General features: G+C 73.3%; 24 protein-coding genes. 17 read left to right on the top strand and 7 right to left on the bottom strand.

What is annotated here, in order from left to right; all coding sequences use genetic code 11:
- Positions 1 to 78: 78 nt before the first annotated feature.
- Positions 79 to 693 (top strand): urease accessory protein UreG, encoded by a 615-nt coding sequence (gene ureG, locus J2S22_RS06740; RefSeq protein ID WP_272779902.1) that lies wholly within the window; start codon positions 79 to 81, stop codon positions 691 to 693.
- A gap of 170 nt (positions 694 to 863) precedes the next feature.
- On the opposite strand, the gene hydA is transcribed toward ureG, so the two are convergent.
- Positions 864 to 2276 carry a dihydropyrimidinase gene (gene hydA / locus J2S22_RS06735; RefSeq protein WP_272779903.1) on the bottom strand — a complete coding sequence of 471 codons (1413 nt, stop codon included), beginning with the start codon at positions 2274 to 2276 and terminating at the stop codon, positions 864 to 866.
- A 299-nt stretch (positions 2277 to 2575) separates the two neighbouring features.
- Here hydA and xdhA point away from each other — a divergent pair, with 299 nt between their 5' ends.
- Genes xdhA through xdhC form a run of 3 tightly spaced genes read left to right on the top strand, consistent with a single transcriptional unit; the run spans position 2576 to position 7421 of the window.
- Positions 2576 to 4084: a xanthine dehydrogenase small subunit gene (xdhA, locus tag J2S22_RS06730; RefSeq protein ID WP_272779904.1), complete on the top strand. Its 1509-nt coding sequence runs from the start codon at positions 2576 to 2578 to the stop codon at positions 4082 to 4084.
- A 13-nt stretch (positions 4085 to 4097) separates the two neighbouring features.
- Positions 4098 to 6416: a xanthine dehydrogenase molybdopterin binding subunit gene (gene xdhB, locus J2S22_RS06725; protein WP_272779936.1), complete on the top strand. Its 2319-nt coding sequence runs from the start codon at positions 4098 to 4100 to the stop codon at positions 6414 to 6416.
- An 18-nt stretch (positions 6417 to 6434) separates the two neighbouring features.
- Positions 6435 to 7421, top strand: a complete 987-nt coding sequence (gene xdhC, locus J2S22_RS06720) for a xanthine dehydrogenase accessory protein XdhC (protein WP_272779905.1) — start codon at positions 6435 to 6437, stop codon at positions 7419 to 7421.
- Between the two features lie 114 nt (positions 7422 to 7535).
- Here xdhC and J2S22_RS06715 read toward each other — a convergent pair whose 3' ends face one another.
- Both J2S22_RS06715 and J2S22_RS06710 read right to left on the bottom strand, forming a co-directional pair.
- A complete protein-coding gene (locus J2S22_RS06715) occupies positions 7536 to 8156 on the bottom strand; it encodes an HdeD family acid-resistance protein (protein WP_272779906.1) in 621 nt (206 codons plus the stop codon).
- Positions 8157 to 8280: 124 nt separating this feature from the next.
- Entirely contained in the window at positions 8281 to 10884 is a 2604-nt protein-coding gene (locus J2S22_RS06710; RefSeq protein WP_272779907.1) for a sensor domain-containing phosphodiesterase, read from the bottom strand.
- A gap of 231 nt (positions 10885 to 11115) precedes the next feature.
- On the opposite strand from J2S22_RS06710, the gene J2S22_RS06705 reads away from it, so the two are divergent.
- Positions 11116 to 11553, top strand: a complete 438-nt coding sequence (locus tag J2S22_RS06705) for a hypothetical protein (protein WP_272779908.1) — start codon at positions 11116 to 11118, stop codon at positions 11551 to 11553.
- A gap of 60 nt (positions 11554 to 11613) precedes the next feature.
- Here J2S22_RS06705 and J2S22_RS06700 read toward each other — a convergent pair whose 3' ends face one another.
- Positions 11614 to 11952 (bottom strand): hypothetical protein, encoded by a 339-nt coding sequence (locus J2S22_RS06700; protein WP_272779909.1) that lies wholly within the window; start codon positions 11950 to 11952, stop codon positions 11614 to 11616.
- Positions 11953 to 12079: 127 nt separating this feature from the next.
- Here J2S22_RS06700 and J2S22_RS06695 point away from each other — a divergent pair, with 127 nt between their 5' ends.
- The 7 genes from J2S22_RS06695 to J2S22_RS06665 all read left to right on the top strand — a co-directional run bounded on the left by J2S22_RS06695 (position 12080) and on the right by J2S22_RS06665 (position 18296).
- Positions 12080 to 12469 carry a PepSY domain-containing protein gene (locus tag J2S22_RS06695; RefSeq protein ID WP_272779910.1) on the top strand — a complete coding sequence of 130 codons (390 nt, stop codon included), beginning with the start codon at positions 12080 to 12082 and terminating at the stop codon, positions 12467 to 12469.
- Entirely contained in the window at positions 12469 to 13143 is a 675-nt protein-coding gene (locus J2S22_RS06690; RefSeq protein ID WP_272779911.1) for a response regulator transcription factor, read from the top strand. Before J2S22_RS06695 ends, J2S22_RS06690 begins: the two co-directional genes overlap by 1 nt.
- The gene (locus J2S22_RS06685) at positions 13140 to 14507 is read left to right on the top strand and encodes a sensor histidine kinase (RefSeq protein WP_272779912.1); all 1368 of its coding nucleotides are present in this window, start codon (positions 13140 to 13142) and stop codon (positions 14505 to 14507) included. The genes J2S22_RS06690 and J2S22_RS06685 overlap by 4 nt, the downstream gene beginning before the upstream one ends.
- Positions 14508 to 14592: 85 nt before the next feature.
- On the top strand, positions 14593 to 15159 hold the full coding sequence (locus J2S22_RS06680) for a cytochrome b (RefSeq protein ID WP_272779913.1): 567 nt from the start codon (positions 14593 to 14595) through the stop codon (positions 15157 to 15159).
- Between the two features lie 23 nt (positions 15160 to 15182).
- Entirely contained in the window at positions 15183 to 15623 is a 441-nt protein-coding gene (locus J2S22_RS06675; RefSeq protein ID WP_272779914.1) for a DUF1924 domain-containing protein, read from the top strand.
- A 58-nt stretch (positions 15624 to 15681) separates the two neighbouring features.
- Positions 15682 to 16173 (top strand): hypothetical protein, encoded by a 492-nt coding sequence (locus J2S22_RS06670; protein WP_272779915.1) that lies wholly within the window; start codon positions 15682 to 15684, stop codon positions 16171 to 16173.
- Between the two features lie 173 nt (positions 16174 to 16346).
- On the top strand, positions 16347 to 18296 hold the full coding sequence (locus tag J2S22_RS06665; protein WP_272779916.1) for a multicopper oxidase family protein: 1950 nt from the start codon (positions 16347 to 16349) through the stop codon (positions 18294 to 18296).
- Positions 18297 to 18311: 15 nt separating this feature from the next.
- On the opposite strand, the gene J2S22_RS06660 is transcribed toward J2S22_RS06665, so the two are convergent.
- Entirely contained in the window at positions 18312 to 18782 is a 471-nt protein-coding gene (locus tag J2S22_RS06660; protein ID WP_272840522.1) for a GIY-YIG nuclease family protein, read from the bottom strand.
- Positions 18783 to 19035: 253 nt separating this feature from the next.
- Here J2S22_RS06660 and J2S22_RS06655 point away from each other — a divergent pair, with 253 nt between their 5' ends.
- The 3 genes from J2S22_RS06655 to J2S22_RS06645 all read left to right on the top strand — a co-directional run bounded on the left by J2S22_RS06655 (position 19036) and on the right by J2S22_RS06645 (position 22399).
- Positions 19036 to 19167, top strand: a complete 132-nt coding sequence (locus J2S22_RS06655) for a hypothetical protein (RefSeq protein ID WP_272779918.1) — start codon at positions 19036 to 19038, stop codon at positions 19165 to 19167.
- Between the two features lie 184 nt (positions 19168 to 19351).
- Positions 19352 to 20614 (top strand): N-carbamyl-l-glutamate amidohydrolase ErtE, encoded by a 1263-nt coding sequence (ertE, locus tag J2S22_RS06650; protein ID WP_272779919.1) that lies wholly within the window; start codon positions 19352 to 19354, stop codon positions 20612 to 20614.
- Between the two features lie 177 nt (positions 20615 to 20791).
- Positions 20792 to 22399 (top strand): serpin family protein, encoded by a 1608-nt coding sequence (locus tag J2S22_RS06645; protein ID WP_272779920.1) that lies wholly within the window; start codon positions 20792 to 20794, stop codon positions 22397 to 22399.
- 22 nt (positions 22400 to 22421) lie between these two features.
- On the opposite strand, the gene J2S22_RS06640 is transcribed toward J2S22_RS06645, so the two are convergent.
- A complete protein-coding gene (locus J2S22_RS06640) occupies positions 22422 to 23447 on the bottom strand; it encodes a hypothetical protein (RefSeq protein ID WP_272779921.1) in 1026 nt (341 codons plus the stop codon).
- A gap of 208 nt (positions 23448 to 23655) precedes the next feature.
- Positions 23656 to 23907 carry a hypothetical protein gene (locus tag J2S22_RS06635; RefSeq protein ID WP_272779922.1) on the bottom strand — a complete coding sequence of 84 codons (252 nt, stop codon included), beginning with the start codon at positions 23905 to 23907 and terminating at the stop codon, positions 23656 to 23658.
- Positions 23908 to 24151: 244 nt separating this feature from the next.
- Here J2S22_RS06635 and J2S22_RS06630 point away from each other — a divergent pair, with 244 nt between their 5' ends.
- Positions 24152 to 24790 carry a septation protein A gene (locus J2S22_RS06630; RefSeq protein WP_272779923.1) on the top strand — a complete coding sequence of 213 codons (639 nt, stop codon included), beginning with the start codon at positions 24152 to 24154 and terminating at the stop codon, positions 24788 to 24790.
- Positions 24791 to 24887: 97 nt separating this feature from the next.
- A complete protein-coding gene (gene gmd / locus J2S22_RS06625) occupies positions 24888 to 25952 on the top strand; it encodes a GDP-mannose 4,6-dehydratase (protein ID WP_272779924.1) in 1065 nt (354 codons plus the stop codon).
- The last annotated feature ends 15 nt before the right edge of the window (positions 25953 to 25967 follow it).

Below are 25967 nucleotides of genomic sequence, written 5' to 3'. Positions count from 1 at the left end.
ATTCCGGGCTCGCGGCCTGCCGGCCGCGCCCCGGAATGACCGGTGACTGATCAGATCGAGCGGAGAAGGAAGACTCACATGCGCAGTCCCAACGGTCCCCTGCGGGTCGGAGTCGGCGGGCCGGTCGGATCCGGCAAGACGGCGCTGATGGACACGCTCTGCAAGCGGCTGCGCGAGACGTTCGATATCGCGGCGATCACCAACGACATCTATACCAAGTGGGACGCCGAGTACCTGGTGCGCTCGGGGGCGCTCGACCCGGAGCGCATCGCCGGCGTCGAGACCGGCGGCTGCCCGCACACGGCGATCCGCGAGGACGCCTCGATGAACCTCGCCGCCATCGCCGAGATGCGGGCGAAGTTTCCCGACCTCGACCTGGTGCTGGTCGAGTCGGGCGGCGACAATCTCGCGGCCACCTTCTCGCCCGAGCTCGCCGATCTCACGATCTACGTGATCGACGTGGCGGCGGGCGAGAAGATCCCGTCGAAGGGCGGCCCCGGCATCACCCGCTCGGATCTGCTGGTGATCAACAAGATCGACCTCGCCCCCCATGTCGGCGCCTCGCTCGCCAACATGGAGCGCGACGCCAGGCGCATGCGCGGCGCACGGCCGTTCGTCTTCACCAACATGAAGACCGGCGAGGGCGTCGACGCGGTGGAGCGGTTCGTGATCGAGGCGGGGGGATTGGGGTAGCGACGCACGCTTCGCTTCACCTCTCCCCAGCGGGGAGAGGTCGACGCGCGTAGCGCGGCGGGTGAGGGGGGCCGAGGTCGATCATTGGCGCATACGCCCCTCACCCCGGTCGCGAGCTGCGCTCGCGCCCGACCCTCTCCCACGGGAGAGGGTTAAGAAAGCGACGTGCCTCACTTCGACGCGTAGGGCGAGATGCCGCGCTTGAGGAAGGCGCCGTCGCCGGGGGCGCCGAGGATCTTGCCCTCCTCGCACACCGGCTTGCCCTTGAGGATCGTCATCACGGGCCAGCCGGTGACGGCGAGGCCCTCGTAGGGCGTGTAGTCGCAGGCGCCGTGCATCAGCTCCTGGCGGATCGTCTCCTTGCGGTTCTGATCCCACAGCACGATGTCGGCGTCGAAGCCGGGCGCGATCGAGCCCTTCTTCGGATAGAGCCCGTACATCTTGGCGTGATTGGTCGAGGTCAACGCGACGAACTCGTTCATGCCGATGCGGCCCTGCGCGACGCCCAGGCCCCACAGCACGGCCATGCGGGTCTCGACGCCCGGGATGCCGTTCGGCACCCACTTGAACGAGGTCCTGGCCTTCGGGCTGCGCTTGCCGTCGACGCCGTCCATGAACGGGCAGTGGTCGGACGAGAAGGTCTGGAACACGCCGGCCTGCAGGCCCTGCCAGATCGCCGCCTGGCTGGCCTGGTCGCGCGGCGGCGGCGAGCACACATACTTGCCGCCGCTCTCGTCCATGTTGAGGCCCTTCATGTCGTCGGCCGTCAGGGCGATGTATTGCGGGCAGGTCTCGCCGTAGACCTTCATGCCGCGGTTCTGGGCCCAGCGGATCTGCTCCATCGCCTCGCGGCCGGAGACGTGGACGATCATGATCGGCACGTCGGTGAGCTCGGCGTGGCTGATGGCGCGGTGCGCCGCCTCGCGCTCGACGATCTCGGGCCGTGACACGCCGTGATAGTAGGGGGCGGTCTTGCCGGCCTGCTCGAGCCGCTCGGTCATGAACTTGATGGCGTCGTAGCCCTCGGCGTGCACCATCACCAGGGCGCGGCAGCCGCGGGCGCATTCGAACACCTCGAGCAGCTCGCGGTCGTTCAGGACCATGTCGTCGTAGGTCATGAACACCTTGAACGAGGTGTAGCCGTCCTCGACCAGCGCCGGCAGCTCCTGGCCGAGCACGCTCGGCGAGGGATTGGTGATGATCAGATGGAAGCCGTAGTCGCAGAAGGCCTTGCCGTCGGCCTCCTTGTGATAGTCGTTGACCACGGCGCGCAGGCCGGCGCCGCGCGGCTGCATGGCGAAGGGCAGCACCGTCGTCGTGCCGCCCGCGATGGCGGCCCGGGTGCCGGTCTCGAAGTCGTCCGACATCTTCGGCCCGCCGAAGGTCGGCTGCGCGAGGTGGACGTGGCTGTCGATGCCGCCCGGCATGACGAGGAGGCCCGAGGCGTCGATCTCGCGGGCGGCGCCGTCGATCCGGTCGGCGACCGCGACGATGCGGCCGCCCCGGATGCCGACATCGGCCCGGACCGTGTCGCTCGCCGTCACCACGGTGCCGCCGCGGATGGAAAGATCGTAGTCGGACATGGAGACGCTCCGGATGCGGGGAAAGCCGCGGCCGGACGGATCGGGCGGCCGCGCGGGACCGGGCGGGAGGCTTACCCCGATCCGGACAGCGGCGCAACGCCGCGGCATTCGGCCCGCGTCGCCGCCTGATCCCGATCCGTGAACCCGAGGCGCCCGGCGCCAGCCGGGCCTCGAAGGATGCGGCCACGGCGTGAGGGGCGTGGACGCCCGCTGCCCGTCCCCTGGGCGGCGGCTGCGCAAACTAGGCTCTACCGGCGAAAGATTCGATTTCGTATGATTCGAGGCTTCCCGGAGGACTCATGTCGCGAGACAGCATCCAGTTCATCCGCCAGGGGCGGGTGGTGAGCGTGCGCGGGTTCGCGCCGCGCACCACCGTGCTCGACTGGCTGCGCCTCGACGAGCGCTCGACCGGCACCAAGGAGGCGTGCGCCGAAGGCGACTGCGGCGCCTGCACGGTGGTGCTGGCGCGCCGTCGCGGCGATCGCATCGTCTACGAGCCGATCAATTCCTGCATCGCCTTCCTGGGCCAGATCGACGGCGCCGAGCTGATCACGGTGGAGGATCTGGCGGGCTCCGGGCCGGACGGAACCGGCCCGGAGCAGAACGGCGTGCTGCACCCGGTGCAGGCGGCGCTGGCGAGCGGCCACGGCTCGCAGTGCGGCTTCTGCACGCCCGGCATCGTGATGAGCCTGTTCGCCCACTACCACCGCGTGTCCGGCGCGCCGTCTCGCCAGGAGATCGCCGACGTGCTGGCCGGCAATCTGTGCCGCTGCACCGGCTACCGTCCGATCGTCGACGCGGCCGTAGCGAGCCTCGCCGCCCCGGCCGCCGACCGCTTCGCACGCACCGCGCCGGAGCGCCTCGCGGCACTCGCCGCGCTCGACGACGGCGCGGACGTCTTCGTCGGCGACGCGACGTCGTTCTTCGCCGCGCCGGCGAGCGAGGATGCGCTGGCCGCGCTGCTGGAGCAGCATCCCGATGCCACCATCGTGGCCGGCGCCACCGATGTCGGGCTGTGGGTCACCAAGAAGCTCGCGGCGCTGCCCAAGATCGTCCATCTCGGCCGCGTCGCCGGGCTCGACGCCGTCGCGGACACGGCGCAGACGCTGACGCTCGGCGCGGCGGTGCCGCTCGAACGCGCGCGGCCGCTGCTCGGCGCCATCGATCCGGACATCGGCGAGCTGATGCGGCGCTTCGGCTCGACCCAGGTGCGCACCTCCGGCACGGTCGGCGGCAACATCGCCAACGGCTCGCCGATCGGCGATCTCGCGCCGGTGCTGATCGCGCTCGGCGCGACCATCGAGCTGCGCAAGGGCGACCGCGTCAGGACGCTGCCGGTGGAGCGCTTCTTCCTCGCGTACGGAAAGCAGGACCGCGAGGCCGGCGAGATCGTCCGCCGCCTGATCGTGCCGAAGCCGTCGGCCGACACGCGGCTGCGGGTGTTCAAGATCACCAAGCGCATGGACGAGGACATCTCGGCCGTGATGGGCGCCTTCGCGATCACGCTGCAGGGCGACCGCATCGCCGCCGCCCGCATCGCCTTTGGCGGCATGGCCGGCGTGCCGAAGCGCGCCGCCGCCGTGGAGGCGGCGCTCGCCGACGCGCCGCTCGCCGATCCGGCGACCTGGCGCGGCGCGGCCGACAAGATCGGCGACGACTTCACGCCGCTCACCGACCAGCGCGGCACCGCCGCCTACCGGCTGCAGGCCGCCAAGAGCATCGTGATCAAGGCGCTGGCCGAGATCGCCGGCGTGCCGGATGCGACGACGCGGGTGCGCCCGCGGGAGGTGGCCCGTGTCGCTTCGTGAAAAGCCCGAGGACATGCTGCGTCACGTCCGCAAGCCGCTGCCGCACGACAGCGCGGTCAAGCAGGTGCAGGGCGCGGCGCCCTACATCGACGACCTGCCGGAGCCGGCCGGCACCCTGCACGTCGCGGTCGGCGGCGCCACCACGGCGCGCGGCGCGCTGGCGGGCCTGGACCTGACCAGGGTCAGAGCCGCGCCCGGCGTCGTCGCCGTGATCACGGCGGCCGACATCCCCGGCCGGAACTGCGTCGCGCCCCACATGGACGACGAGCCGATCCTGGCCGCGGACCGCATCGCGTTCCACGGCCAGCCGCTGTTCGCCGTGGTGGCGACGAGCCGCGACGCGGCGCGCCGCGCCGTGCCGCTGGCGACCATGCAGGTGGCGGCGGAGCCGCCCGCCGTCACGGTCGACCAGGGCCTCGCGACCGGCGAGCGGGTGCTGCCCGACTATGCGTTCGTGGGCGGCGACGTCGCGGCCGCCATCGCGGCGGCGCCGCTGCAGGCCTCCGGCACGCTGCGCATGGGCGGCCAGGAGCACTTCTATCTCGAAGGCCAGATCGCGCTGGCGATCCCGGGCGAGGACGGCGCCATGCTGGTGCATTCCTCGACCCAGCACCCGACCGAGGTGCAGCACATCGTGGCGCGGGCGCTGGCGGTGCCGGACGCCTTCGTCACCTGCGAGATCCGCCGCATGGGCGGCGGCTTCGGCGGCAAGGAGACCCAGGCCTGCCAGTGGGCGGCGATCGCCGCGCTCGCGGCGCGCGTCACCGGCCGGCCGTGCAAGCTGCGGCTCGACCGCGACGCCGACATGGCGATGACCGGCAAGCGCCACGACTTCCGGGTCGACTGGTCGGTCGGGTTCGATCGGGACGGCCGCATCGCCGGGCTCGACGTGCTGCTCGCGGCGCGCTGCGGCATGTCGGCCGACTGCTCGGCCGGCGTCGTCGACCGCGCCATGTTCCACGCCGACAACACCTATCATCTGCCGGCCTTCCGCATCGACACGCGGCGGGTGAAGACCAACACGGTGTCCAACACGGCGTTCCGCGGCTTCGGCGGCCCGCAGGGGATCCTCGCGGCGGAGCGGGTGATCGACGCCATCGCCTGGCGGCTCGGCCGCGATCCGCTCGACATCCGCAAGGCGAACTTCTACGGCCCGGGCCGCGACCGCACGCCGTTCGGCCAGACCATCGAGGATCACGACGTCGGCCTCGCCCTGGTCGAGGAGCTGGAGCGGACCTCGGACTACCGGGCGCGCCGCGCCGCGATCGCCGACTTCAACAGGTCATCGCCGATCCTCAGGCGCGGCCTCGCGCTGACGCCGCTGAAGTTCGGCATCTCGTTTACGCTCACGTCGATGAACCAGGCCGGCGCGCTGGTGCACGTCTATCAGGACGGCTCGGTGCACCTGAACCACGGCGGCACCGAGATGGGGCAGGGCCTGTTCCAGAAGGTGGCGCAGGTCGCGGCGGAGGAGTTCGGCATCGGGCTCGATCGCGTCCGCATCACGCCGACCTCCACCGAGAAGGTGCCCAACACCTCGCCGACCGCGGCGTCCTCGGGCAGCGACCTCAACGGCATGGCCGTGCTGGCGGCGTGCCGCACCATCAAGGCCCGGATGACCGAGTTCGCGGCGGAAAACTGGTCGGTGCCGGAGGAGCAGATCGTCTTCGCCGACGACCACGTGCAGATCGGCAACCAGCGCATCGGCTTCGGCGAGCTCGCCCACGCGGCCCACTGCGCCCGCGTGTCGCTGTCCTCCACGGGCTTCTACAAGACCCCGAAGCTGCACTGGGACCGCGACAGCGGCACCGGCCGGCCGTTCTTCTACTTCGCCTGGGGCGCCGCGGCGAGCGAGGTGCTGATCGATCCGACCACCGGCGAGAACAGGGTGGTGCGGGTCGACATCCTCCACGACGTCGGCCGCTCGCTCAATCCGGCGATCGACATCGGCCAGATCGAGGGCGGCTTCGTCCAGGGCATGGGCTGGCTCACCACCGAGGAGCTGGTCTACGACGCCGAGGGGCGGCTGCTCACCCACGCGCCGTCGACCTACAAGATCCCGGTCGCCTCCGACGTGCCGGCGGATTTCCGCGTGGCGCTGTTCGACGGGGCGAACCGCGAGGAGACCATCTACCGCTCCAAGGCGGTCGGCGAGCCGCCGTTCAATCTCGCCGTCTCGGTGTTCTGCGCCATCGCCGACGCGGTGGAGGCGGCCGCGCCGGGCGCCGGCGCACGGCTCGACGCCCCGGCGACGCCGGAGGCGATCGTCACCGCGATCGGGGAGTTCGACGCCGCGGCGGCGCTGGCGTCCGCGCTCGCGCCGGCGCGCTGATCACGTCGCGAGGAGAGCATGGCCGTCTGGGCCCGCATCGCCGAGACGATCGCCCGGCACGGCCGCGCCGCGCTGGTGAGCGTCGTGCGGGTCGCCGGCTCGTCGCCGCGCGAGGCCGGCGCCCGCCTGGTCGCACGGCCCGACGGCGGCTTCTGGGGCACGATCGGCGGCGGCCGGCTGGAATACGAGGTGCTGGCCGAGACCGCGGCCGCGCTGGCGAAGCCCGCCGGGGCGCGCGCGACGTTCCGCACCTGGACGCTCGGGCCCGATCTCGCCCAGTGCTGCGGCGGCGTCGTCACGACGCTCACCGAGATCTTCGACGGCCGTGATCAGGAGACCGTAGCGGCGCTCGCCGCCGCCGAGCGCGGCGGCCCGTTCTCCGTGATCGCGCGGCTGGGCGACGACGGCGACGTCCGGCGCGAGATCGTCGCGACGCCGGCGGCCGCCGCCGTCCGCACCGGGCGCCCGGAGGCGGGAGACCCGTTCCCGGAGGCGTACGGCGACGAGCTCACCCCGGTGCTGCTGTTCGGCGCCGGCCATGTCGGCCGGGCGCTCGTGCTGGCGCTGGCGCCGCTGCCCTTCGCGGTGCGCTGGATCGACAGCCGCGCCGACGCCTTCCCGGCGCACGTTCCGGCCAACGCGGTTCCGGTGCACAGCGAGACGCCCGACCTGGAAGTCGACGCGGCGCCGGCCGGGGCGCTCGCGCTGGTGATGACGCACGCCCACGCGACCGACTACGCGATCGCGACGCGGGCGCTCTTCCGCGACAGCTTCGACCTCGTCGGCATGATCGGCTCCGCCACCAAGCGGGCCCGCTTCGCCTCGCAGGCGCGCGGGCTCGGCCTCCCGGAGGAGGCGATCGCCCGGCTGGTCTGCCCGATCGGCCTGCCCGAGATCGGCGGCAAGACGCCGGCCGTCATCGCCGCCTCGGTCGCCGCCCAGCTGCTGGTCGCCCGCGAGCGCCTGGGCGCGGTGCCGCGGCGCGAAAAGTCCCGAACGATCTGACGTGAGGACGAGCCGATCGGCACGGCTTTCCAACCCTCTCCCGCGAGGGGAGAGGGAAGAAGGCCTGCCGCGATGCCTGCGCCGCGACTCGTGCCGCAGCGCCTGCGGCTCGGCTCACGCCGCCGCGGGGCCGCCCGCCGCCGTCTTGTCGCGCCAGGCCTTCAGGCGGAACGACCAGGCGATGTAGACGATGCCGGAGACGATCGCGTAGGCGGCGATCATCCACACCACGGCGAGCGCGCCGGCGATCGGCTGGAACAGCAGGATGCCGCCGAACAGCACCGAGACGACGCCTGACAGGATCAGCAGCCACTCGTGCTCGATCTCCTTGCGGAGCTGGATGGCGGCGACGATCTGCATCACGCCGAGGGCGATCGACCAGGCGGCGATGAAGATCAGCAGCGCCACCGCGACGGCGCCGGGCGACAGGAACGCGATGGCGCCGACCGCGATGCCGAGCACGCCGGACAGCACCAGCCACCAGCGCGCCGAGGTCGGGCCCTTGCCGGCGATGGCGCCGCCGATGGCCAGGATGCCGTCGGCGAACGCGAAGGCGCCGTAGAACACCACGAGGGTGAGGATCGTCAGCCCCGGCCAGGCGAAGGCCAGCACACCGAACAGGATGGCGACGATGCCGCGCAGCAGCACCAGCCACCAGCGTCCGGCGAGCACCTGCAGGGTGGGGCCCCCGGTGGGCGGCGTCGGCCCCGGGGCGGTATCGGGCATGGCTTGCATCGCGGTTCTCCTGGCCAGGTGTCCACGTCAACGCCGTCGGGCCTGAACTGTTCCATGTTACCGTCCAGGCGCCGTCGGTTCTTCGCTCCCGATCCCCCGATGGGGCGCCGAGGGCGGGGCGGGCTCAGCCGGCCGCGGCGGCGCCCGGCTGCTGCGCGTCCGAAAGCCAGTCGGTCGCGGCCTCGGCCGAGACCGGTCGGCCGATCAGGTAGCCCTGGCCGAGATCGCAGCCGAGCGCGGCGAGCCGGTCGAGCTGCGTCTCGGTCTCGATTCCCTCGCCGATCACATTTAGGTCGAGGCTGCGGGCGAGGTTGATGATCGCCCGGATGAGCGCGGCGTTGCCGGTGCCGGCGCCGAGATCGGTGACGAAGGACCGGTCGATCTTGAGGATGTCGACCGGGAACCGGCGCAGATGCGCGAGCGACGAGAAGCCGGTGCCGAAATCGTCGAGCGCGATGCGCACCCCGGCGGCGTGCAGGCGGGCGAGCGCCGCCTCGATGCGGGGATCCTCGGCGATGACGACCCGCTCGGTCACCTCGAGCACCAGCCGCTGCGGGGCGATGCGGTGGGTGACGAGGCTGGCCAGCACGTCGTCGGCGAAGCCGTCCGCCTTGATCTGCGTCCCCGACATGTTGACGCCGATGCAGCCGGGATCGAGCCCCTGGTCGAGCCAGGCGCGGGCCTGCCGCGCGGCCGTCTCCATGGTGAAGCGGGCGAGCCAGCTGCGCAGCCCGGCGGCCTCCAGGGCATCGAGGAACTCGCCCGGGCCGAGCAGGCCGCGGCGCGGATGCAGCCACCGGATCAGCACCTCGAAGCCGGAATGGCGGCGCCCCCGCAGCGTGACGAGCGGCTGGTAGGCCAGGCGGAACTGGTGCGCCGCCATGGCGAGCCGCACCTCGTTGAGGAGCTTCAGCCGGGTGACGGCGCCGTTCATCATCTCGGGATCGAAGAACGAGATGGAGCGCCGCCCGGCCGCCTTGGACCGGTACAGTGCGACATCGGCGTTCTTGAGGAGCTGGGTGGCGTCGCGGCCGTCGCGGGGAAACAGCGTCACCCCGATGCTGACGCTCGGATGGATCATGTCGCCGCCGTGCCGCACCGGCTCGCTCAGCGTCTCCAGGAGGCGCCGGGCGCAGCCGGCGACCGCCTCCGGGTCGGTGGTGTCGCCGAGGATGACGGCGAACTCGTCGCCGCCCAGCCGCGCCACCACGTCGTTCTCGCGGGCGCTGCGGCGCAGCCGCTCGGCGACCTTCTGCAGCAGCGCGTCGCCGGCGTCGTGCCCGATCGCGTCGTTGACGTCCTTGAAATGATCGAGGTCGAGGAAGAGGAGCGCGCCGCTCCTGATCTTGCCCGACGAGGTCCGGCGCAGCCGGCGCGTCAGCTGCTCGTTGAAGGAGCGCCGGTTCAGGAGACCGGTCAGCGTGTCGCGGAAGGCGAGGTCGCGGATCTGCGCCTCCTGGGCCTTCTGCTCGCTCACGTCCTGCACCAGCGCCATCCAGTGCTGGGCGGCGCCGTCGATCGTGAACGAGCTGATCGAGACCGGCACCGCGATTCCGTCCTTGCGCAGGCACCCGCTGTCGAACGGCTTGACGCGCTCGGCCGGCATCGCCGGGACGTCGTCGAGCTCGGCCCGCTGCTCGGGCGGGACGAAGTCGCGCCAGGTCAGCGTGCCGGCCGCGATGTCGGCGGAGGTGTAGCCGGTGATGCGCAGGAATTCCTCGTTCGCCTCGACCAGCCTCTCGCCGTGGCAGGTGATCACGCCGATCACGCCCGAGGCCTGCAGCGCGTGCAGCTTGGCGCTCATCTCGCGCATGGCGCTTTCCGACTCGACCATCGCGGTCACGTCGCGTCCGGTGCCGCGATAGCCGCGGAACTGGCCGTAGTCGTCGAGCACGGGCTTGCCGTTGGTCTCCAGATGGCTGATGCCGCCGTCCGGCCGCCGTACCGCGTAGCGGAAGCCGCGGAACGGACGGCGGGCGTCCAGATCGGCGGCGTGCGCCACCCAGCGCGGGTCGGCCGGATCGCCGCCGCCCGCCTCGCAGCGGGTGCGGCCGACGAAGGCGCTGTCCGGCACCCCGGCCGGAGCGGCGAGCGACACCCAGGTGAAACGGTGCGAGGTGTCGCTCTCCCACAGCCAGTCGGTGGCGGTCTCCAGCAGGTCGTGCAGGCGGCGCTGCACCACGGCGTGCTCGCTCTCCAGCGTCGCCCGGGCGGTGAGCTCGCGGGCGAGCCGCTGGTTGGTGACCCGCAGCTCGAGCTCGGTCGCCACCACGCCGGCGAGCTGGCGCAGGCCGTCGATCGCGCCGGCATCGAAGCGGCGCGGCACCCGGTCGAGCGCGCACAGCGTGCCGACATTGTACCCGTCGGCGGTGCGGATCGGCGCCCCGGCGTAGAAGCGGATCCCGTCCTCGCCGGTCACCAGCGGATTGTCGCGGAAGCGCGCGTCGGCCAGCGTGTCCTCGATCACCAGCGGGGCGTCGCCCAGGATCGCATGGGCGCAGAAGGCGATCTCGCGCGAGGTCTCGGCCGGCGCCAGGCCGATCCGCGACTTGAACCATTGCCGGTCGCGGTCGACGAAGCTGATCACCGCGAAGGGCACGCCGGTGAGCAGCGTGACCAGCCGCGTGATGCGGTCGAAGCACGCCTCCGGCGTGGTGTCGAGCACCGCGCAGCGCCGCAGCGCGGCGAGGCGTTCGACTTCGTTGGGGGGCACCGCGGCGGGCGACATCGACTCGGGCTCTCGACCGGGATCGGTCGGGACAAGGCTAATCTGGTCCTGTCGTCCTAAGGCGTGTGGGTTAAGGACGGCTGAGTGTGCGCCGCGCCGTCACGCCGACCCGGGGGGGTGGTTAAGGATGTGTTGCGGCGTCCCGTCAGCACGCGGTCAGGACGGCGGGCGCAGGCTCGTCCCCGGTCGCGCGTCTCGACCGTGGGCGCGGATCGGACACGGAGGCGAACCATGCGTGGGAAGGTCCTGGGACTGCTGGCGGCCCTGACGATCGCGGCGAGCGCGACGGCGGCGGCCGCGTCCGACGATCCGCGGATCGCGATCGATCTGCCGCCCGACGTACGGGAGACCTTCCTGGAGCACATGCGGACCCACATGACCTCGCTGGACGAGGTCCTCCAGCTGGTCGGCGCCGGCCGCGTCCGCGAGGCCGGGACGCTCGCCCGCAAGGAGATGGCGATCGGCCAGGGGCTCGGCATCGGCCGCCACATGCCGCCCGAGTTCCGCGAGATGGGCTTCGCCTTCCATCGCGCCGCCGACGACTTCGCCCGGGTGACCGCGACGGTCGCCGATCCGCCCGACGCGGCGGGCTGGAAGGCGCTGGTCGCCGGGCTCGCCGGCATCACCACGCAATGCGCCGGCTGTCACGGCGCCTTCCGGGTGAAGTGACGGGCGCGGCGCGGGGCGGCGTCGCCGTCGTCCCGCGCCACGGACCGCCTCGCCGAGGCGTCACTTGGTCATGCACTCGGTCATGAACGACCGCCGGGCCTGGGCGCGCAGCCCCTTGGAATCGGCCTCCTTCCAGCAGGCCGAGTGCTTCTCGGGATTCTGGACGCGCCAGCACGGGCCGGCCTGGCCGGTCACGCAGGGGCCGCCGGCCTGCCGCCAGCCCGGTCCACGGCCCCGGCCGCGACCGTATCCGGGGCCCGGCCCCTGGCCGTCCTGGCTCCAGCCCCAGCCCTGGCCGCGGCCCGAGCCGGGGCCCCAGCCGTAGCCCTGCGCGTCGGCCGCCAGCGTTCCGGCGGCGATCAACGCGACCGCGACGACGAGCGTGCGAGCCTTTATCATGTCGACCTCCTTGCAACCGTCGGGAAGGATGCTCCCCGATCGGCCGGAAGCGTCGCACAGGGGGCCTGATGCGGGTCTGACGCGGCCCGTCAGGCGTCCGTCAGGGCGACGGACCGAGACTGCCGCGATGACCCTGCCGCGCCGCTCCTTCGTTCTCGCCGCCCTCGCGCTTCTCGGCGGTTCCGCTCCGGCTCTCGCCCAGCGGGGCGACGGTCCGCCCTGGGGCGGAGGCGGGCCGCCGCCCTGGGCCGGCCGCGGGCGCGGCGAAGGCCGGCGGCGCCGCCACCGCGGCGATCACGACTGCGCCCTGCGGGCGCTGGCCGAAGGCCGCGCCAAGCCGCTGTCCGAGATCCTGCCGGTGATCGAGAAGGAGCTCGGCGGCCAGGTCATCGACGTCGAGCTCGAACACTGCCAGGGTCGCATCGTCTACGAGGTGAAGGTGCTGCGCCCGGACGGCCGCCTGATCGAGGGCGAGATGGACGCCCTGACCGGCAAGCGCATCGAGGACGCCGAGTGATGCGCATCCTGGTGGTCGAGGACGAGCCCCGCATCGCCCGCGACATCGCCGCGGCGCTCGGCGCGGCCGGCGGCGTCGTCGACGTGGTCGGCGACGGCGAGGAGGCCTGGTTCAGGGGCGACACCGAGGACTATGCGCTCGTCGTGCTCGATCTCGGCCTGCCCGGGCTCGACGGTCTCGCGGTGCTCAAGCGCTGGCGCAACAACCGGCGCCAGATGCCGGTGCTGATCCTCACGGCGCGCGGCACCTGGGCCGAGCGCGTCGAGGGCATCGACGCCGGCGCCGACGACTACCTGCCGAAGCCGTTCCGCATGGAGGAGCTGGTCGCCCGCGCCCGCGCCCTGATCCGCCGCTCCGCCGGCATCGGCACCGCCGTCATCGAAGCCGGTCCGCTCACCGTCGACCCGCGCGACATGAAGGTCCTGCTGCGCGGCGTTCCGGTGAGCCTGTCGCCGCTCGAGTACCGGCTGGTGGCGTATCTCGCCCTCCACAAGGACCGCGTGGTGCCGCCGCACGAGCTGATCGACCAGCTCTACGGCACCGACGACGCCCGCGACGCCAACGCCCTGGAGGCGCTGGTGATGCGGCTACGCCGCAAGCTCGGCGCCGACGCGATCGAGACGCGCCGCGGCTTCGGCTACCGGGTCGCCGACGGCGGCGAGGCGGCGTCGTGATCGCCGGCTCGCTCCGGCTGCGCCTGCTGATCGCCGGGGCCGTGTCGATCCTGCTCGCCCTCGGCGTCGCCGCCTTCGGCCTGTCGCTGCTGTTCGAGCGCCATGTCGAGCGGCGCACCGCCGCCGACCTCACCGTGGTGCTCGACCGCCTGGTCGCCGGGCTCGACCGTGACGCCGACGGCCGGCTGGTGGTCGCCGATCCCCCCGACGATCCGCGGTTCGAGAAGCCGCTGTCCGGCCTCTACTGGCAGGTCACGGCGGAGCCGTCCGGCCTGGTCGACCGCTCGCGCTCGCTGTGGGACATCGATCTGCCGCTGCCCCAGGACGAGCCGTCGGAGGGGGCGCTGCACCAGCACCACATCGACGGGCCGGGCGGCACCAGCCTGCTGGCGATCGAGCGCCGCGTCGTCCTGCCGGCGCGGCTCGGCGGCGGCGCCGTGCGGCTCGTGGTGGCGCGCGACCGTGCCGACGTCGCCGCCGCGACGGCCGACTTCACCCGCGATCTCCTCCCCTTCCTGGCCCTGGTCGCGCTCCTCCTGGTGATCGCCTCCGCCGTGCAGGTGCGGGTCGGCCTGCGGCCGCTCGCCGCCGTGCAGGCGCGCCTCGCGGCGATCCGCAGCGGCCGCGCCGAGCGGCTCGGCACCGCCTTCCCGGACGAGGTGCGGCCGCTCGCCGGCGAGGTCGACGGGCTGCTCGACCTGCGCGACCGCCAGGTCGAGACGGCGCGCGCCCGCGCCGCCGACCTCGCCCACGGGCTCAAGACGCCGTTGCAGGTGCTCGCCGGCGACGTCGACCGGCTCCGGCGCAAGGGCGAGGCGGCGATCGCCGCCGATCTCGACGCGGTCGGCGAGACCATGCGGCGGCATGTCGAGCGCGAGCTCGCCCGGGCGCGCCGCACCGCGGTCGCGGCCGACGCGGCCGCACCGGTCGCCGCGGTGGCGGCCCGGGTGGTCGAGGTGGTCCGCCGCACCCCGGCGGGCGACCGGCTCGAGTGGGAGGTGGCGGTCGATCCCGGGCTCGCCGCCCGCATCGCCCCGGACGACCTCGCCGAGATCCTCGGCGCCCTGCTCGACAACGCCGCCCGCCACGCCCGCGAGCGGGTCGTGGTCACGGCCGCGCCGGACGGCGGCGAGGTGGTGGTGCGGGTGGTCGACGACGGGCCCGGCATCCCGGCCGCGCTGGTGCCGCAGGCGCTGCGGCGCGGCGGCCGCATCGACACCGGCCCGGGCACCGGCCTCGGCCTCGCCATCGCGAGCGACATCGCCGACGCCTGGAACGGCGCCCTGCGGCTCGGGCCGACCGAGCCGGGCCGGATGACCGCGGCCGTCCACCTGCCGCGGGCGGCCGGGCCACAGGGGCGCTGACGGCAGGCTGACGGCGGGGGTCAGAGGCGCGTCAGCCGGCGCATGGCAGAACGCGGCTTTCGACAAAGCCGACAGGACCGCCGCCATGACAGACCATGCCGTCCCCGCCGACCGATTTCGCTACGACAGCTTCACCCAGGCCGTTCACTGGCTCACCCTGATCGCCGTCGCCGGCGTGTTCGTCAGCGGCCAGATCATGGACGACATGGCCCGCGGTCCGGCCCGGACCCAGATGATCGGGCTGCACGTCTCGGTCGGGCTGCTGGTGCTCGTGATGACGGTGCTGCGGCTCGCCCGCCGCGTCGCCGCGCCGCAGCCGGAGCCGATCCCCGGATCGCCGCTGGTCCAGATGGCGGCCCGCGCCATGCACCTGACGCTGTACATCCTCCTGGTCCTGGTGCCGGTCGTCGGCATGGCGATGGTGTGGGCGAAGGGACGCTCGGTCGGCGTCTTCGGCCTGTTCACGCTGCCGCCGCTGATCGCCCCCGACCGCGAGCTCGCCGACCGGCTCGGCGACATGCACGAGATCGGCGCGACCCTGATCGTGATCCTGGCCGGCGTGCACGCGCTCGCCGCCATCGTCCACCACGCGGTGCTGAAGGACGGTGCCATCGCCCGCATGCTCCCGCTCGGCGCGGCGCGCCGCGGCTGACCGGCGATCATCGGGAGACGACCATGACCGGACATCGCTTCGGCCGGCGCGCCGGGCCGGCGCTCCTCCTGCTCGTCGCCGCGGGTGCCGCGGCGCCGGGGCTCGCCGATCCCGGACCGGCGCAGCGCGCCGTGCTGGACCGGCAGGCCGCCGCCGCGCGGGCGGCCGATGCGGGCTTCGTTCCGTCGGCGGAGCGCGGCCGCGCCCTGTTCATGAGCCGTCCCGCCGCCGGCAAGCCCGACACGCCGTCCTGCACGTCGTGCCACACGACCAACCTCGCCCGGACCGGGCAGGCGCGCGCCGGCAAGGTCATCGAGCCGCTCGCCCCGTCGGCCGTGCCGACCCGCCTGTCCGATCCGGCCACGGTGGACAAGTGGTTCAGTCGGAACTGTCCCGACGTGCTCGGACGCGACTGCAGCCCGGCCGAGCGGGCCGACCTCGTCGCCTTCCTGATCGCCCAGTGAGGAGGACGGCATGACGCCGGACAGGACGTCTTCGGACAGGCAGGCCTCGGACAGGACGATGTGGATCGCGCGTCCGCTGCTGCTGGTCGGCGCGCCGCTCGCCGTGCTCCTGACCGTCGCGAGCCCGCTGGTCGCCGACGGGCTCCGGCTGGAGCCGGTGAGCGACCCGGTGGTGAAAGCGGAATGCGGCGCCTGCCACCTGGTCTACCCGGCCGGGCTGCTGCCGGCCCGCTCCTGGCGGGCCATGACGGCGAATCTCACGAATCACTTCGGCGACAATGCCGCGCTCGACGCGGCGACCACGGCGCACATCGCGGCCTATCTGGCCGCCCATGCCGCAGACGCGGACGGCCGGACCAGCAAGACGATGCGCCGGCTGCCGCCCGAGGTGACTCCGGCCCGCATCACCGAGCTGCCGTGGTGGACCCGCAGGCACGAGCGCAAGGACCGGGTCGCGCCAGCGACGCTCGCCCGCAACGGCGCCAGGTTCAGGGGCGACTGCAAGGCCTGCCACGAGGACGCCGAGCGCGGCTGGTTCGACGACGACTGAGCGCGGTGTCGGCCGACGAGAATGAGCGGGGATGGGGCGAACTCCGCGCACCTCGTCCGGGGCCTGCGGCACCGCGTCCCGGGGCCGCAGCGGCGCTCCGGCTTCCGGTCCGCGATCCGATCACATACGGTCGCTTGCATGCGAGTCGGGTCGTCGGACAGCCGGAGTACGCCATGCCGATCGATCGCCGTTGCTTTCTCGCCTGCGGAGCCGGGGCGTCGCTCGGCCTGTTCGCTCCGGATCCCTCCGGGGGCTCGCGGGCCGTCGCCGGCCCGGTGATGGGCGGCAGCCTGCGGGTCGACCGGGTCGAGCGGTTCGCCCTGCCGCTCGCCGTGCCGAAGCCGATGCCGCGGTCCGGCCCCAACGCCTACCGGATCGCGGCGCGCCAGCTGCGCCAGCAGATGCTGCCGCCGCCGTTCGGGCCGACGACCCTGTGGGGCTACGGCGCCGAGGGGCACGACGACAGCTTCGCCTCGCCCGGCGGCACCATCGAGGCGACGCGCGGCACGCCGGTCGAGATCACCTGGATCAACGGTCTGACGACGCCGGAGCGGCGGTTCCGGCCGCATCTGCTGCCCGTCGATCCGACCCTGCACTGGGCCAATCCGGGCGGCCGGCGCGACACCCGGCCGACCTTCACGGCGACGCCGGGCCCCTACCGGGGCCCGGTGCCGCTGGTCACCCACGTGCACGGCATGGAGGCGGTGGAGGACTGGAGCGACGGCTATCCGGAGGCCTGGGTGCTGCCAGACGCCGTGGACCTGCCCGACGGCTTCGCCCCGGTCGGCACCTGGTACGACTTCTTCTGGGCGAAGTCCGGCCGCGGCGACTGGGGGCCGGGCCGCGTCACCTTCCGCTACCCCAACAGCCAGCGGCCCGGCATGCTCTGGTATCACGACCACACGCTCGGGCTGACCCGGCTCAACGTCTATGCCGGCCTCGCCGGCCTCTATCTGATCCGCAGCGACGATCCGGCCGACCAGCCCGGCGTCGCCGGCAGCGGCGCGGCCGCGGTGCTGCCGGGCGGCGCGTTCGAGATCCCGCTGGCGATCATGGACAGGTCGTTCGATGCCGACGGCTCGCTGTTCTATCCGGGCAGCCGCCGCCTGTTCGACGGCCATGCCGGGCCGTTCGTGCCGCGCTCCGAGGTGCCGCCGATCTGGGTGCCGGAGTTCTTCGGCAACGTGATGGTGGTCAACGGCCGCGCCTGGCCGCGCTGCGAGGTCGAGCCGCGGCGCTACCGTCTGCGCGTCCTCAACGCCTGCAATTCCCGCGTCCTGATCCTGCGCTTCGCCGATCCGAAGGTGGAGGTCTGGCAGGTCGGCACCGAGGGCGGCTTCCTGCGGGCGCCCGTGAAGCTGCGCGACGTGCTGCTGGCGCCGGCCGAGCGCGCCGATCTCGTCGTCGACTTCTCGCGCCTCGCCCCCGGCAGCCGGGTGACGCTGCGCAATCTCGGGCCCGACGCGCCCTACAAGGGCGAGCCGGACGAGGATCCGTCCGACCGCCGCGGCACCGGCCAGGTGATGCAGTTCCGCGTCGTGCGTGCGACCGCTCCCGACCCGACCACGCCGCCGGCGCGGCTCGTGCTGCCGGCGATCGCGCCGCTCGCCGAGCCGGTGCGCGAGCGGGCGCTGGCGCTGGTCGAGCGGATGACGCCGTCCCGCAGGGGCGAGGTGCCGCACGAGACCTCGCTCGCCGGCTTCGATCCGGCGCTCGGCCGCACGCACGGCGTCACGCTGCGGCACTGGGCCGACCCGGTCACCGAGACCCCGGCGCCGGGCGACGTCGAGACCTGGGCGTTCCACAATCTCACCGGCGACGCCCATCCGATGCACGTCCACGACGTCCTGTTCCAGGTGGTCGACCGCCGCGCGCTCGACGACGAGACCGGCCGGCCCGAAGGCCCGGCGCGGCCGCCGCGTCCCGAGGAGGACGGCTGGAAGGACACCGTGATCGCCCGGCCCGGGGAGGTGACGCGGGTGCGCATGCGGTTCGCGAAGCCGGGCCAGTTCGTCTGGCACTGCCACATGGTCGAGCACGAGGACAACGAGATGATGCGGCCGTTCCGGGTCGGGCCCGAGCAGGCCGGCGAGCCGCAGGATCACGGCGCCCCCAAGACGTGAGCCGTGCGGCCGGCCTCAGTCGCGCGAGACGGCCGGCGGGCCGAACGGCAGGGCGGCGCCGTCCGGCCAGGCGAACAGGTGGCTCGGGCAGCGCCGGCAGTCGCTCGCCCCGAAGCCGGGGATCGGCACCGGCAGCCCGGCGAGGGCTCCGGCCAGCGCGCACTCGTCGCCGTCCGGCACCGCCCACACGGCGATCACGGTGCCGCGGGTGGTCAGCCGGTCGACATGCCAGCGCAGCGTCTTGCGCCGGCGCAGGTGGCGGGCGATTCGCGCCCGCAGCCCGCCGGGGCCGCGGGCCGAGCCGCAATACAGGTATCGGCCGGGCGCCAGCGTGCCGGCCAGGCGGCCGGCGAGCCGCACCGGCAGCGGCGTCTCCAGCGCGATGGCTAATACATAGGCACCAGGCCGGGGCGGCAGACCGGCCGCCGAGAGGCGGGTTTTCCTCGTGGCCGCAGCACGACTTGCGGTGGTGAGGCGGGCTACCATCGGTGGCGCAGGAGCACGCGAATCGCTCGATTGTATGCAAGTACCATGAAACCGTTGCGGTCTGTGCATACCCTTCATTTATTGTGCATAGCACAAATTTGTATTGACTCGTACCGCCCCGGCGCGCTCGACTAGGCATGCGCAATTGCACGGACTGGAAAAACGCCGAGGAGCTCGTATGCGCCGTCTCGCCGTAGCCTCCGCCAGCTCTCTACCGTCTCTCATCATTCCCTGTCCGCGCTGTGCCAAGCGGATGTCGTACCGGTCGGTCAGCACGACCAAGGCCGAGCCTCGCATCCAGGACACCACCTACGCCTGCGACCAGTGCGGCACCGAGGTGATCCGGACCAGCTTCCGGACCGTCGATCCCAAGCAAGCCGCCTGACACGTCCGATCGTCGCGACCCGGCGCCCTGCGTCGGCCACACCCCCGCTGCCCGAGACAACCATGCGTCGCATTCCGCCCCGGCCCGCGCCGGACGCAGCGGCTGTGCTCGTACGCGTCGGATCGCCGTGGTAACGAGGTCCCTCGAGGTGCGCCGGCGGCGCGCCCGTGGTGGAGGGACCGGGATGGGCGGGGCATTCGGCATCGACGAGAGCCGCATCTGGTCCGACCTGATGGGTCTGGCCGAGATCACGGATCCGGCCCGGCCGTGGACCCGCCGCTCGTTCACGCCGCTGTTCGACGCCGGGCGCCACTGGCTGAGCCGGCGGTTTTCCGAGGCCGGCCTCGCGGTGCGGCTCGATCCTGCCGCCAACCTGTTCGGCCGGCTGGAGGGCAGCGAGCCCGGCCTGCCCGCCATCCTGCTCGGCTCCCATTCCGACTCGGTGCCGTCCGGCGGCCGCTTCGACGGGCCGGCCGGCGTGATCGCCGCGCTCGAGGTGGTGCGGGCCCTGCAGGACGACGGCCGCCGGCTGCGCCATCCGGTCGAGGTGGTCGACTGCCTGGCCGAGGAGCCGAGCGACTTCGGCCTGTCCTGCATCGGCAGCCGCGCCATGGCGGGCCGCCTGGAGCCGGCCATGCTCGACTATCGCGGGCCCGGCGGGGAGCGGCTCGGCGACGCCATCGACCGGGTCGGCGGCGACGTCGCCCGCCTCGCCGAGGCACGCCGCGCCGACGTCGCGGCGTTCCTGGAGCTGCATATCGAGCAGGGCGTCGTGCTGGAGCGGAGCGAGATCCCGATCGGCATCGTCACCGGCATCGTCGGCATCGTCCGGCTGGAGATCGTGTTCAAGGGCGAGGCCGCCCATGCCGGCACCATGCCGATGGCCATGCGCCGCGACGCCGGGGTGGCGGCCGCCCGCTTCGTCGGCTTCGTGTCGGAGCGGGCCGCGGCGCTCGCCCAGGCGGGGCGCGGCTACGTCGTCGCCACCACGGGCGTGATCGAGGTGTCGCCCAACGCCGTCAACGTGGTGCCGGAGCGGGCCCGGGTCGTCGTCGACGCGCGGGCCGAGGACGGCGACCTGCTGGAGGCCTTCGTGGCCGAGATCGAGGCCGAGGCGGCGCGCATCGCCGCGGCGACCGCGACGACGCGCGAGCGCTGCGCCGTGCTGTCGCGGGCGACCCCGGCGGCCTGCGATCCCGCCCTGCGGGCGCTGCTCGCCGAAGGGGCGGAGGCGCTCGGCCTGGCCAGCGTGCCGCTGCCGTCGGGCGCCGGGCACGACGCCGCCTTCCTGTCGCGCATCGCCCCCGCCGCCATGGTGTTCATCCCGTGCCGGGCCGGCCGCAGCCATTGCCCGGAGGAATGGGCCGAGCCGGCCGCCGTCGCGGCGGGCGCCGCCGTGATGCTGGAGGCGGTGCTGCGGTTCGACGCCCGCGCCGCGAAGGACTAAGATTCCTCCGTGCCGGCCGTGAACCGGCGGGCCGCGCGGCGACACCCTTCCGATGGGGAACCGGCCGCGCCGGCCCGGGCGACGGTCCATGGCCCGGCTGCGATCGTGCGGGCGCGATCGTGGGCCGCGATCGTGTAGCCGTGATGGCGTGCCGCGCCGGCCTGCTGGGAGAGTGCGATGTCCTCACGGGTGATCGCCGCCGCCGTCGTCGCGGCCCTGTCGCTGCCGCTCGCGCTGCCGCCGGGCGGGCCGTTCGCCGCCGCCCCGGCCGCGGCGGCCCCCGCCGAGCGTTCCGACAAGGCGAAGCCCGTCCGCAAGAAGACCACCGAGCGGCCGCCCGGCGCGCCCGCCGCGGCGAAGCGGTCGGCCGCCGCCGTGCCGGCGCCCGTGCCGGTCGACGTCGCCGGCATGCGGACCGCCCAGACCCGGCTCGCCGTCCGGCTCGTCGAGGCGCTGCAGAAGGAGACCCCCGAGGCCGCCAACCTGGTCGTCTCGCCCGGCAGCCTCGCCATGGTGGCGACCCTGATCGCGCTCGGCGCCGACGCGCCGCTCCAGGCGGCGCTCGCCCGCACGCTCGGCTTCGTCGACGGCGGCGCCGCCCCGGCGGCGGCCGCGCCGGAGAAAGCCGCCAGAGAGGCGAAGTCGAAGAAGCCCCGCAAGGGCGACAAGGCCGCGGTCGCGGCGGCGCCGCCGCCGGTGGACTTCGCCGCGGTGCGGGCGATCGTCGCCGGCGTGCAGGCCGACAAGGGCCTCGCCGAGGTGCTGGCGGTCGCCGACGCGATCTGGATCGACCCGGCGATGACGCCGAAACCGTCGGTGCTCGCCGCGGTCGCGGCCGCCGGCGGCGAGGTCTTCCGCGAGCCGCTCGGCACCCCGGAGTCGCTCGCCCGCATCAATGCCTGGGTCGGCGAGAGGACCCGCGGCGCCATCCCGGCGATGCTCGACCGGGTGCCGGCCGATCCCGGCCTCGTCGCCGTCAATGCGCTGTACTTCAAGGACCGCTGGCGCACCGCCTTCGCGCCGGGCCGCACCCGGCCGGCGCCGTTCACCCGCGCCGATGGCTCGACCGTCGAGGTGCCGCTGATGATGGGCACCATCGAGGCGGTGCCGATGCGCAGCGACGACAGCTTCGTCGCGATCGAGCTCGGCTACGCGACGCCGCGCTTCGGCCTCGTCCTGCTCGGCAGCAAGGACAAGCCGCTGCCGGCGTCGGGCTTCGCGCCGGTCGCCGACTGGCTGTCCGGCCGCGACTTCGCCGCCGCGACGGTCGACGTCGCGCTGCCGCGGCTGGCGCTCGCCGAGCGGGCCGCGCTGCTGCCGGCGCTCGACGCGCTCGGCCTGAAGGCGGGCCGGACGTCGCCGACCGCCCTCGACGGGTTCGGGCCGGGCCAGCGCATCGCCGAGGTGATCCAGAAGACGGTGCTGAAGATCGACGAGGCCGGCACCGAGGCGGCCGCCGCCACCGCGGTGACGACGGTGCGCTCGGCGCTGCGCAGCCAGAACTCCCGCGCCGTGTTCGACAAGCCGTTCTGGTTCGCGCTGCGCGACCGCGACACTGGCGTGGTGCTGCTCGCCGGCTATGTCGGCGATCCGGGCCGCGCCGTCGCCACCGCCGCGGCGCCTCCGGCTCCGGAGCCCGCCGCGGCGCCGGCCGAGGCCGCTCCGGCCCCGCCGCCCGCGACCGATCCGCCGCCTGCCGCCGAGCCGGGGCCCGTGCCGCCGGCCGAGCCGGCCGAGGCGGCGCCGTCGCAGGGCGAGCCGTCGCAGGGCGAGCCGCGGCGCTGAACGCTCCGCCCGATCCGGGCCGTCACTGCAGGGCCGCCGCCACCGCGCCGCCGGAGACGCAGGGCAGGCCGAGCGCCGCCCGTCCGAAGGCGCCGGCGGCGGCGCAGCCGAGCGACACCACGCTGTCGCCGAACCGCCCCCAGAACGACGACTCGCGCCGCTTGGCCGGGCCGCTCGTCTCCAGCGCTCGGATCGCGTCGATCGCCTCCTTGCGCACGCGTCCGACATCGGTCGTCTCGGCGGCCTGGATGGCGTCCTTCAGCACCGCGGCGACCGCCGGCGGCTGCTGCGCCAGCGCGGTGCGCAGCAGGGCGAGCAGCGCCGGGTCGTGCGCCGCGTTGGCGACCACCGTGAACTTCGCCATGCAGCCGACGGTCAGGCGGCCGAGATCGTCGCGCTCCTGCGACCACGGCAGCAGCGCGACGATGCGCTCGACCGGGGCGGCGTCGCCGGTGGCGAAATAGACGCCCCACAGGGTGTCGAGCACGTCCGGCCCGACCGCCAGGGCCGGGGTCCGCGGGGCGGGCTCGCCGAACCGGAACCAGCCGCGCATGCGCGCCCAGACCGACGGGTCGTCGTCGATCGCGAGCCGCGCCAGCGTCGGCAGGCGGCCGTTCACATAGGCCTCGATCATGGCGTCGTGCTGCGGGAAGCGGGCGGCGTTGCGGGCGAGCAGGCCCTTCCAGTCCGGATGACCCGAATAGGCGATCGCCCGGATGATCACCCAGGCGTCCTCCTGCGGGAACGGGATCAGGGCGGCGACCAGCTTCTCGGCCCGGGTCGGCTGGGTCGCGATCACGCCGGCCAGGAAGCCGACATAGAGGCCGGCGGCGTCGGGCCGCGCCAGCGCGCCCGTCTCGCTCGCCTTGCGGACGGCGGCCGGCACGCGGGCCGGCTCGGGACGCGACCGGTAGGCCTGGATGAAGTGCAGCACGGACTCGGAGGACGCGAAGGCGGGGCGCGCCGGCTCGTCGGCCGCCGCGACGAGCGGTGCGAGCAGGGCGACCGCCAGGAGCCCCGCCACCAGTCGGGCGATCAGTGATGTCATGCCACGTCCCCTCCCGGCCGCTCGCGGGGCCTCGTCGGCACCGGCGCGGCTACCCCGACCCTTCATCGACCAGACCGGGCGGGCGATTTCGTGAGGGGCGCGGGCCGATGACGGGCCGATTCCTGGGCGGGATCGGGGCGCATTGCACAATGGCGTCCTGGCCACACGAGGGCGCGCCGGCCTGCCGCACGCCGACGAGCGAGGCCGCTCAGGCGGCCTTTCCGAGCACGCGGGCGCGCGTCTGGGTCAGCTCGACATAGCGGGCGACGTCCTGGACGCGACCGGGATGGCCGTCCATCGCGGCCGACCAGATCCGGCGGATGTCGGCCTCGTTCTCGTAGTAGGTGATGCCGCGCCACTGATTGAGACGGATGCTGCCGTCCGCCATGCGGGTGGCCGAGAACATCAGTCCGAGCTCGCCGAGCCGATCCAGAAAGTCCTTGATCCTGAAATCCGACATGGCGTGGCCTCCCCCTGATTCGTCAGTGTGAGGCGTTTTCGCGGCCGGTCAATTTCCAACCATGGTTTTGACGCGATTTGCACCGTGGAACAGCCCATGGCTGTGGCGGCGTGGTCACACGCGCGGCCTCCCGGTACCATGTGGGCCCGGCATGATCCTGCGGCAGGCCGATGTGCCGCAGTGGCGTCGCACCGGAGCCCCGTGCTAGTTCAGCCGGGCTCCCCGTCGCCCCGTGGAAACCCGCATGTCAGACGCCCGACTCAATCCGACCCTGAAGATCGCGCTCGACGTCGGCCCGCTGGTGCTGTTCTTCGCAGCAAATGCGAAGTTCGGCATCTTCGCCGCCACCGGCGCCTTCATGGTCGCGGTGGTGGCGGCGCTCGCCGTCTCCTTCGTGCTGACCCGGCACCTGCCGGTGATGCCGGTGGTCTCCGCCGTCATCGTCCTGGTGTTCGGCGGGCTGACGCTGGTGCTGCACGACGAGACCTTCATCAAGCTCAAGCCGACCCTGATCTACATGCTGTTCGCGATCGTGCTGGCGGTCGGCCTGTGGCGCGACCGGCCGCTGCTCGCGATGGTGTTCGACAGCGTGTTCGATCTCACCGACGAGGGCTGGCGCAAGCTGACGCTGCGCTGGATCCTGTTCTTCGTCGCCATGGCCGTCGTCAACGAGCTGGTCTGGCGCACGCAGTCGACCGACTTCTGGGTCAACTTCAAGCTGTTCGGCTTCGTGCCGCTGACCTTCCTGTTCGCCGTCGCCCAGGTGCGCCTGCTCGCCCGGCACGCCGCGACCGCCGACGCGGCGGCGTCCGGCGGCGCCGCTCCGGGCCCCTCGGCGGGCGTCGCGCCGGCGCCCGGTATGCACAGGCCGGAAACCGAATAGACCTTGCAATGCGGGGCGCAGTTTGCGAAGCCCTGCGGACTTCGAGGGGGAGCCCCGGCACCGGCGCGGCCGGCGCGGACCACTGGGCGGGCGCGGCATGGCTGAGCGTATTGCACTGATCACCGGCATCACCGGACAGGACGGCGCGTATCTGGCGCAGCTCCTGCTGGAGAAGGGCTACACGGTCCACGGGCTGCGGCGGCGGTCGTCGTCGTTCAACACCGCCCGCATCGACCACGTGCTGCGCGACCCGCACGAGACCGGCGTGGCGCTGACGCTGCACTACGGCGACCTCACCGACTCGACCAATCTCATCCGGGTCGTGCAGGAGACCCAGCCGACCGAGATCTACAATCTCGCCGCCCAGAGCCATGTCGCGGTGAGCTTCGAGACGCCCGAATACACCGCGAACGCCGACGGGCTCGGCACGCTGCGCCTGCTCGAGGCGATCCGCATTCTCGGCATGGAGAAGCGGGTGCGGTTCTACCAGGCGTCGACCTCGGAGCTCTACGGGCTGGTGCAGGAGGTGCCGCAGCGCGAGACGACGCCTTTCTATCCGCGCTCGCCCTACGCGGTCGCCAAGCTCTACGCCTACTGGATCACGGTGAACTACCGCGAGGCCTACGGCATCCACGCGTCGAACGGCATCCTGTTCAATCACGAGAGCCCGATCCGCGGCGAGACCTTCGTGACCCGCAAGATCACCCGCGCGGTCGCGGCGATCACCAGCGGCGTGCAGGAGAAGCTGTTCCTCGGCAATCTCGACGCGAAGCGCGACTGGGGGCACGCCCGCGACTATGTCGAGGGCATGTGGCGGATCCTGCAGCAGCCCGCGCCCGACGACTACGTGCTGGCGACCGGCGAGACCCACACGGTGCGCGAGTTCACCGAGAAGGCGTTCGCGCGCGCCGGCAGGACGATCGCCTGGGAAGGCAGCGGCGTCGACGAGAAGGGCATCGACACGGCGACCGGCCGCGTCGTCGTCGAGGTCGATCCGCGCTACTTCCGGCCGACCGAGGTGCACCAGCTGCTCGGCGATCCGACCAAGGCGCGCGACAGGCTGGGCTGGCGCCACCAGGTCAGCTTCCAGCAGCTGGTCGACGAGATGGTCGACTCCGATCTGGCGGCGCTGCGCAAGCACAACGTCGGCGCGCCGACCTGAGCGGGCCGACCCGCG

This window comes from Rhodoplanes tepidamans, assembly GCF_030813915.1.
Lineage (GTDB): Bacteria > Pseudomonadota > Alphaproteobacteria > Rhizobiales > Xanthobacteraceae > Rhodoplanes > Rhodoplanes tepidamans.
This window is presented reverse-complemented; position numbering and strand designations above follow the sequence as displayed.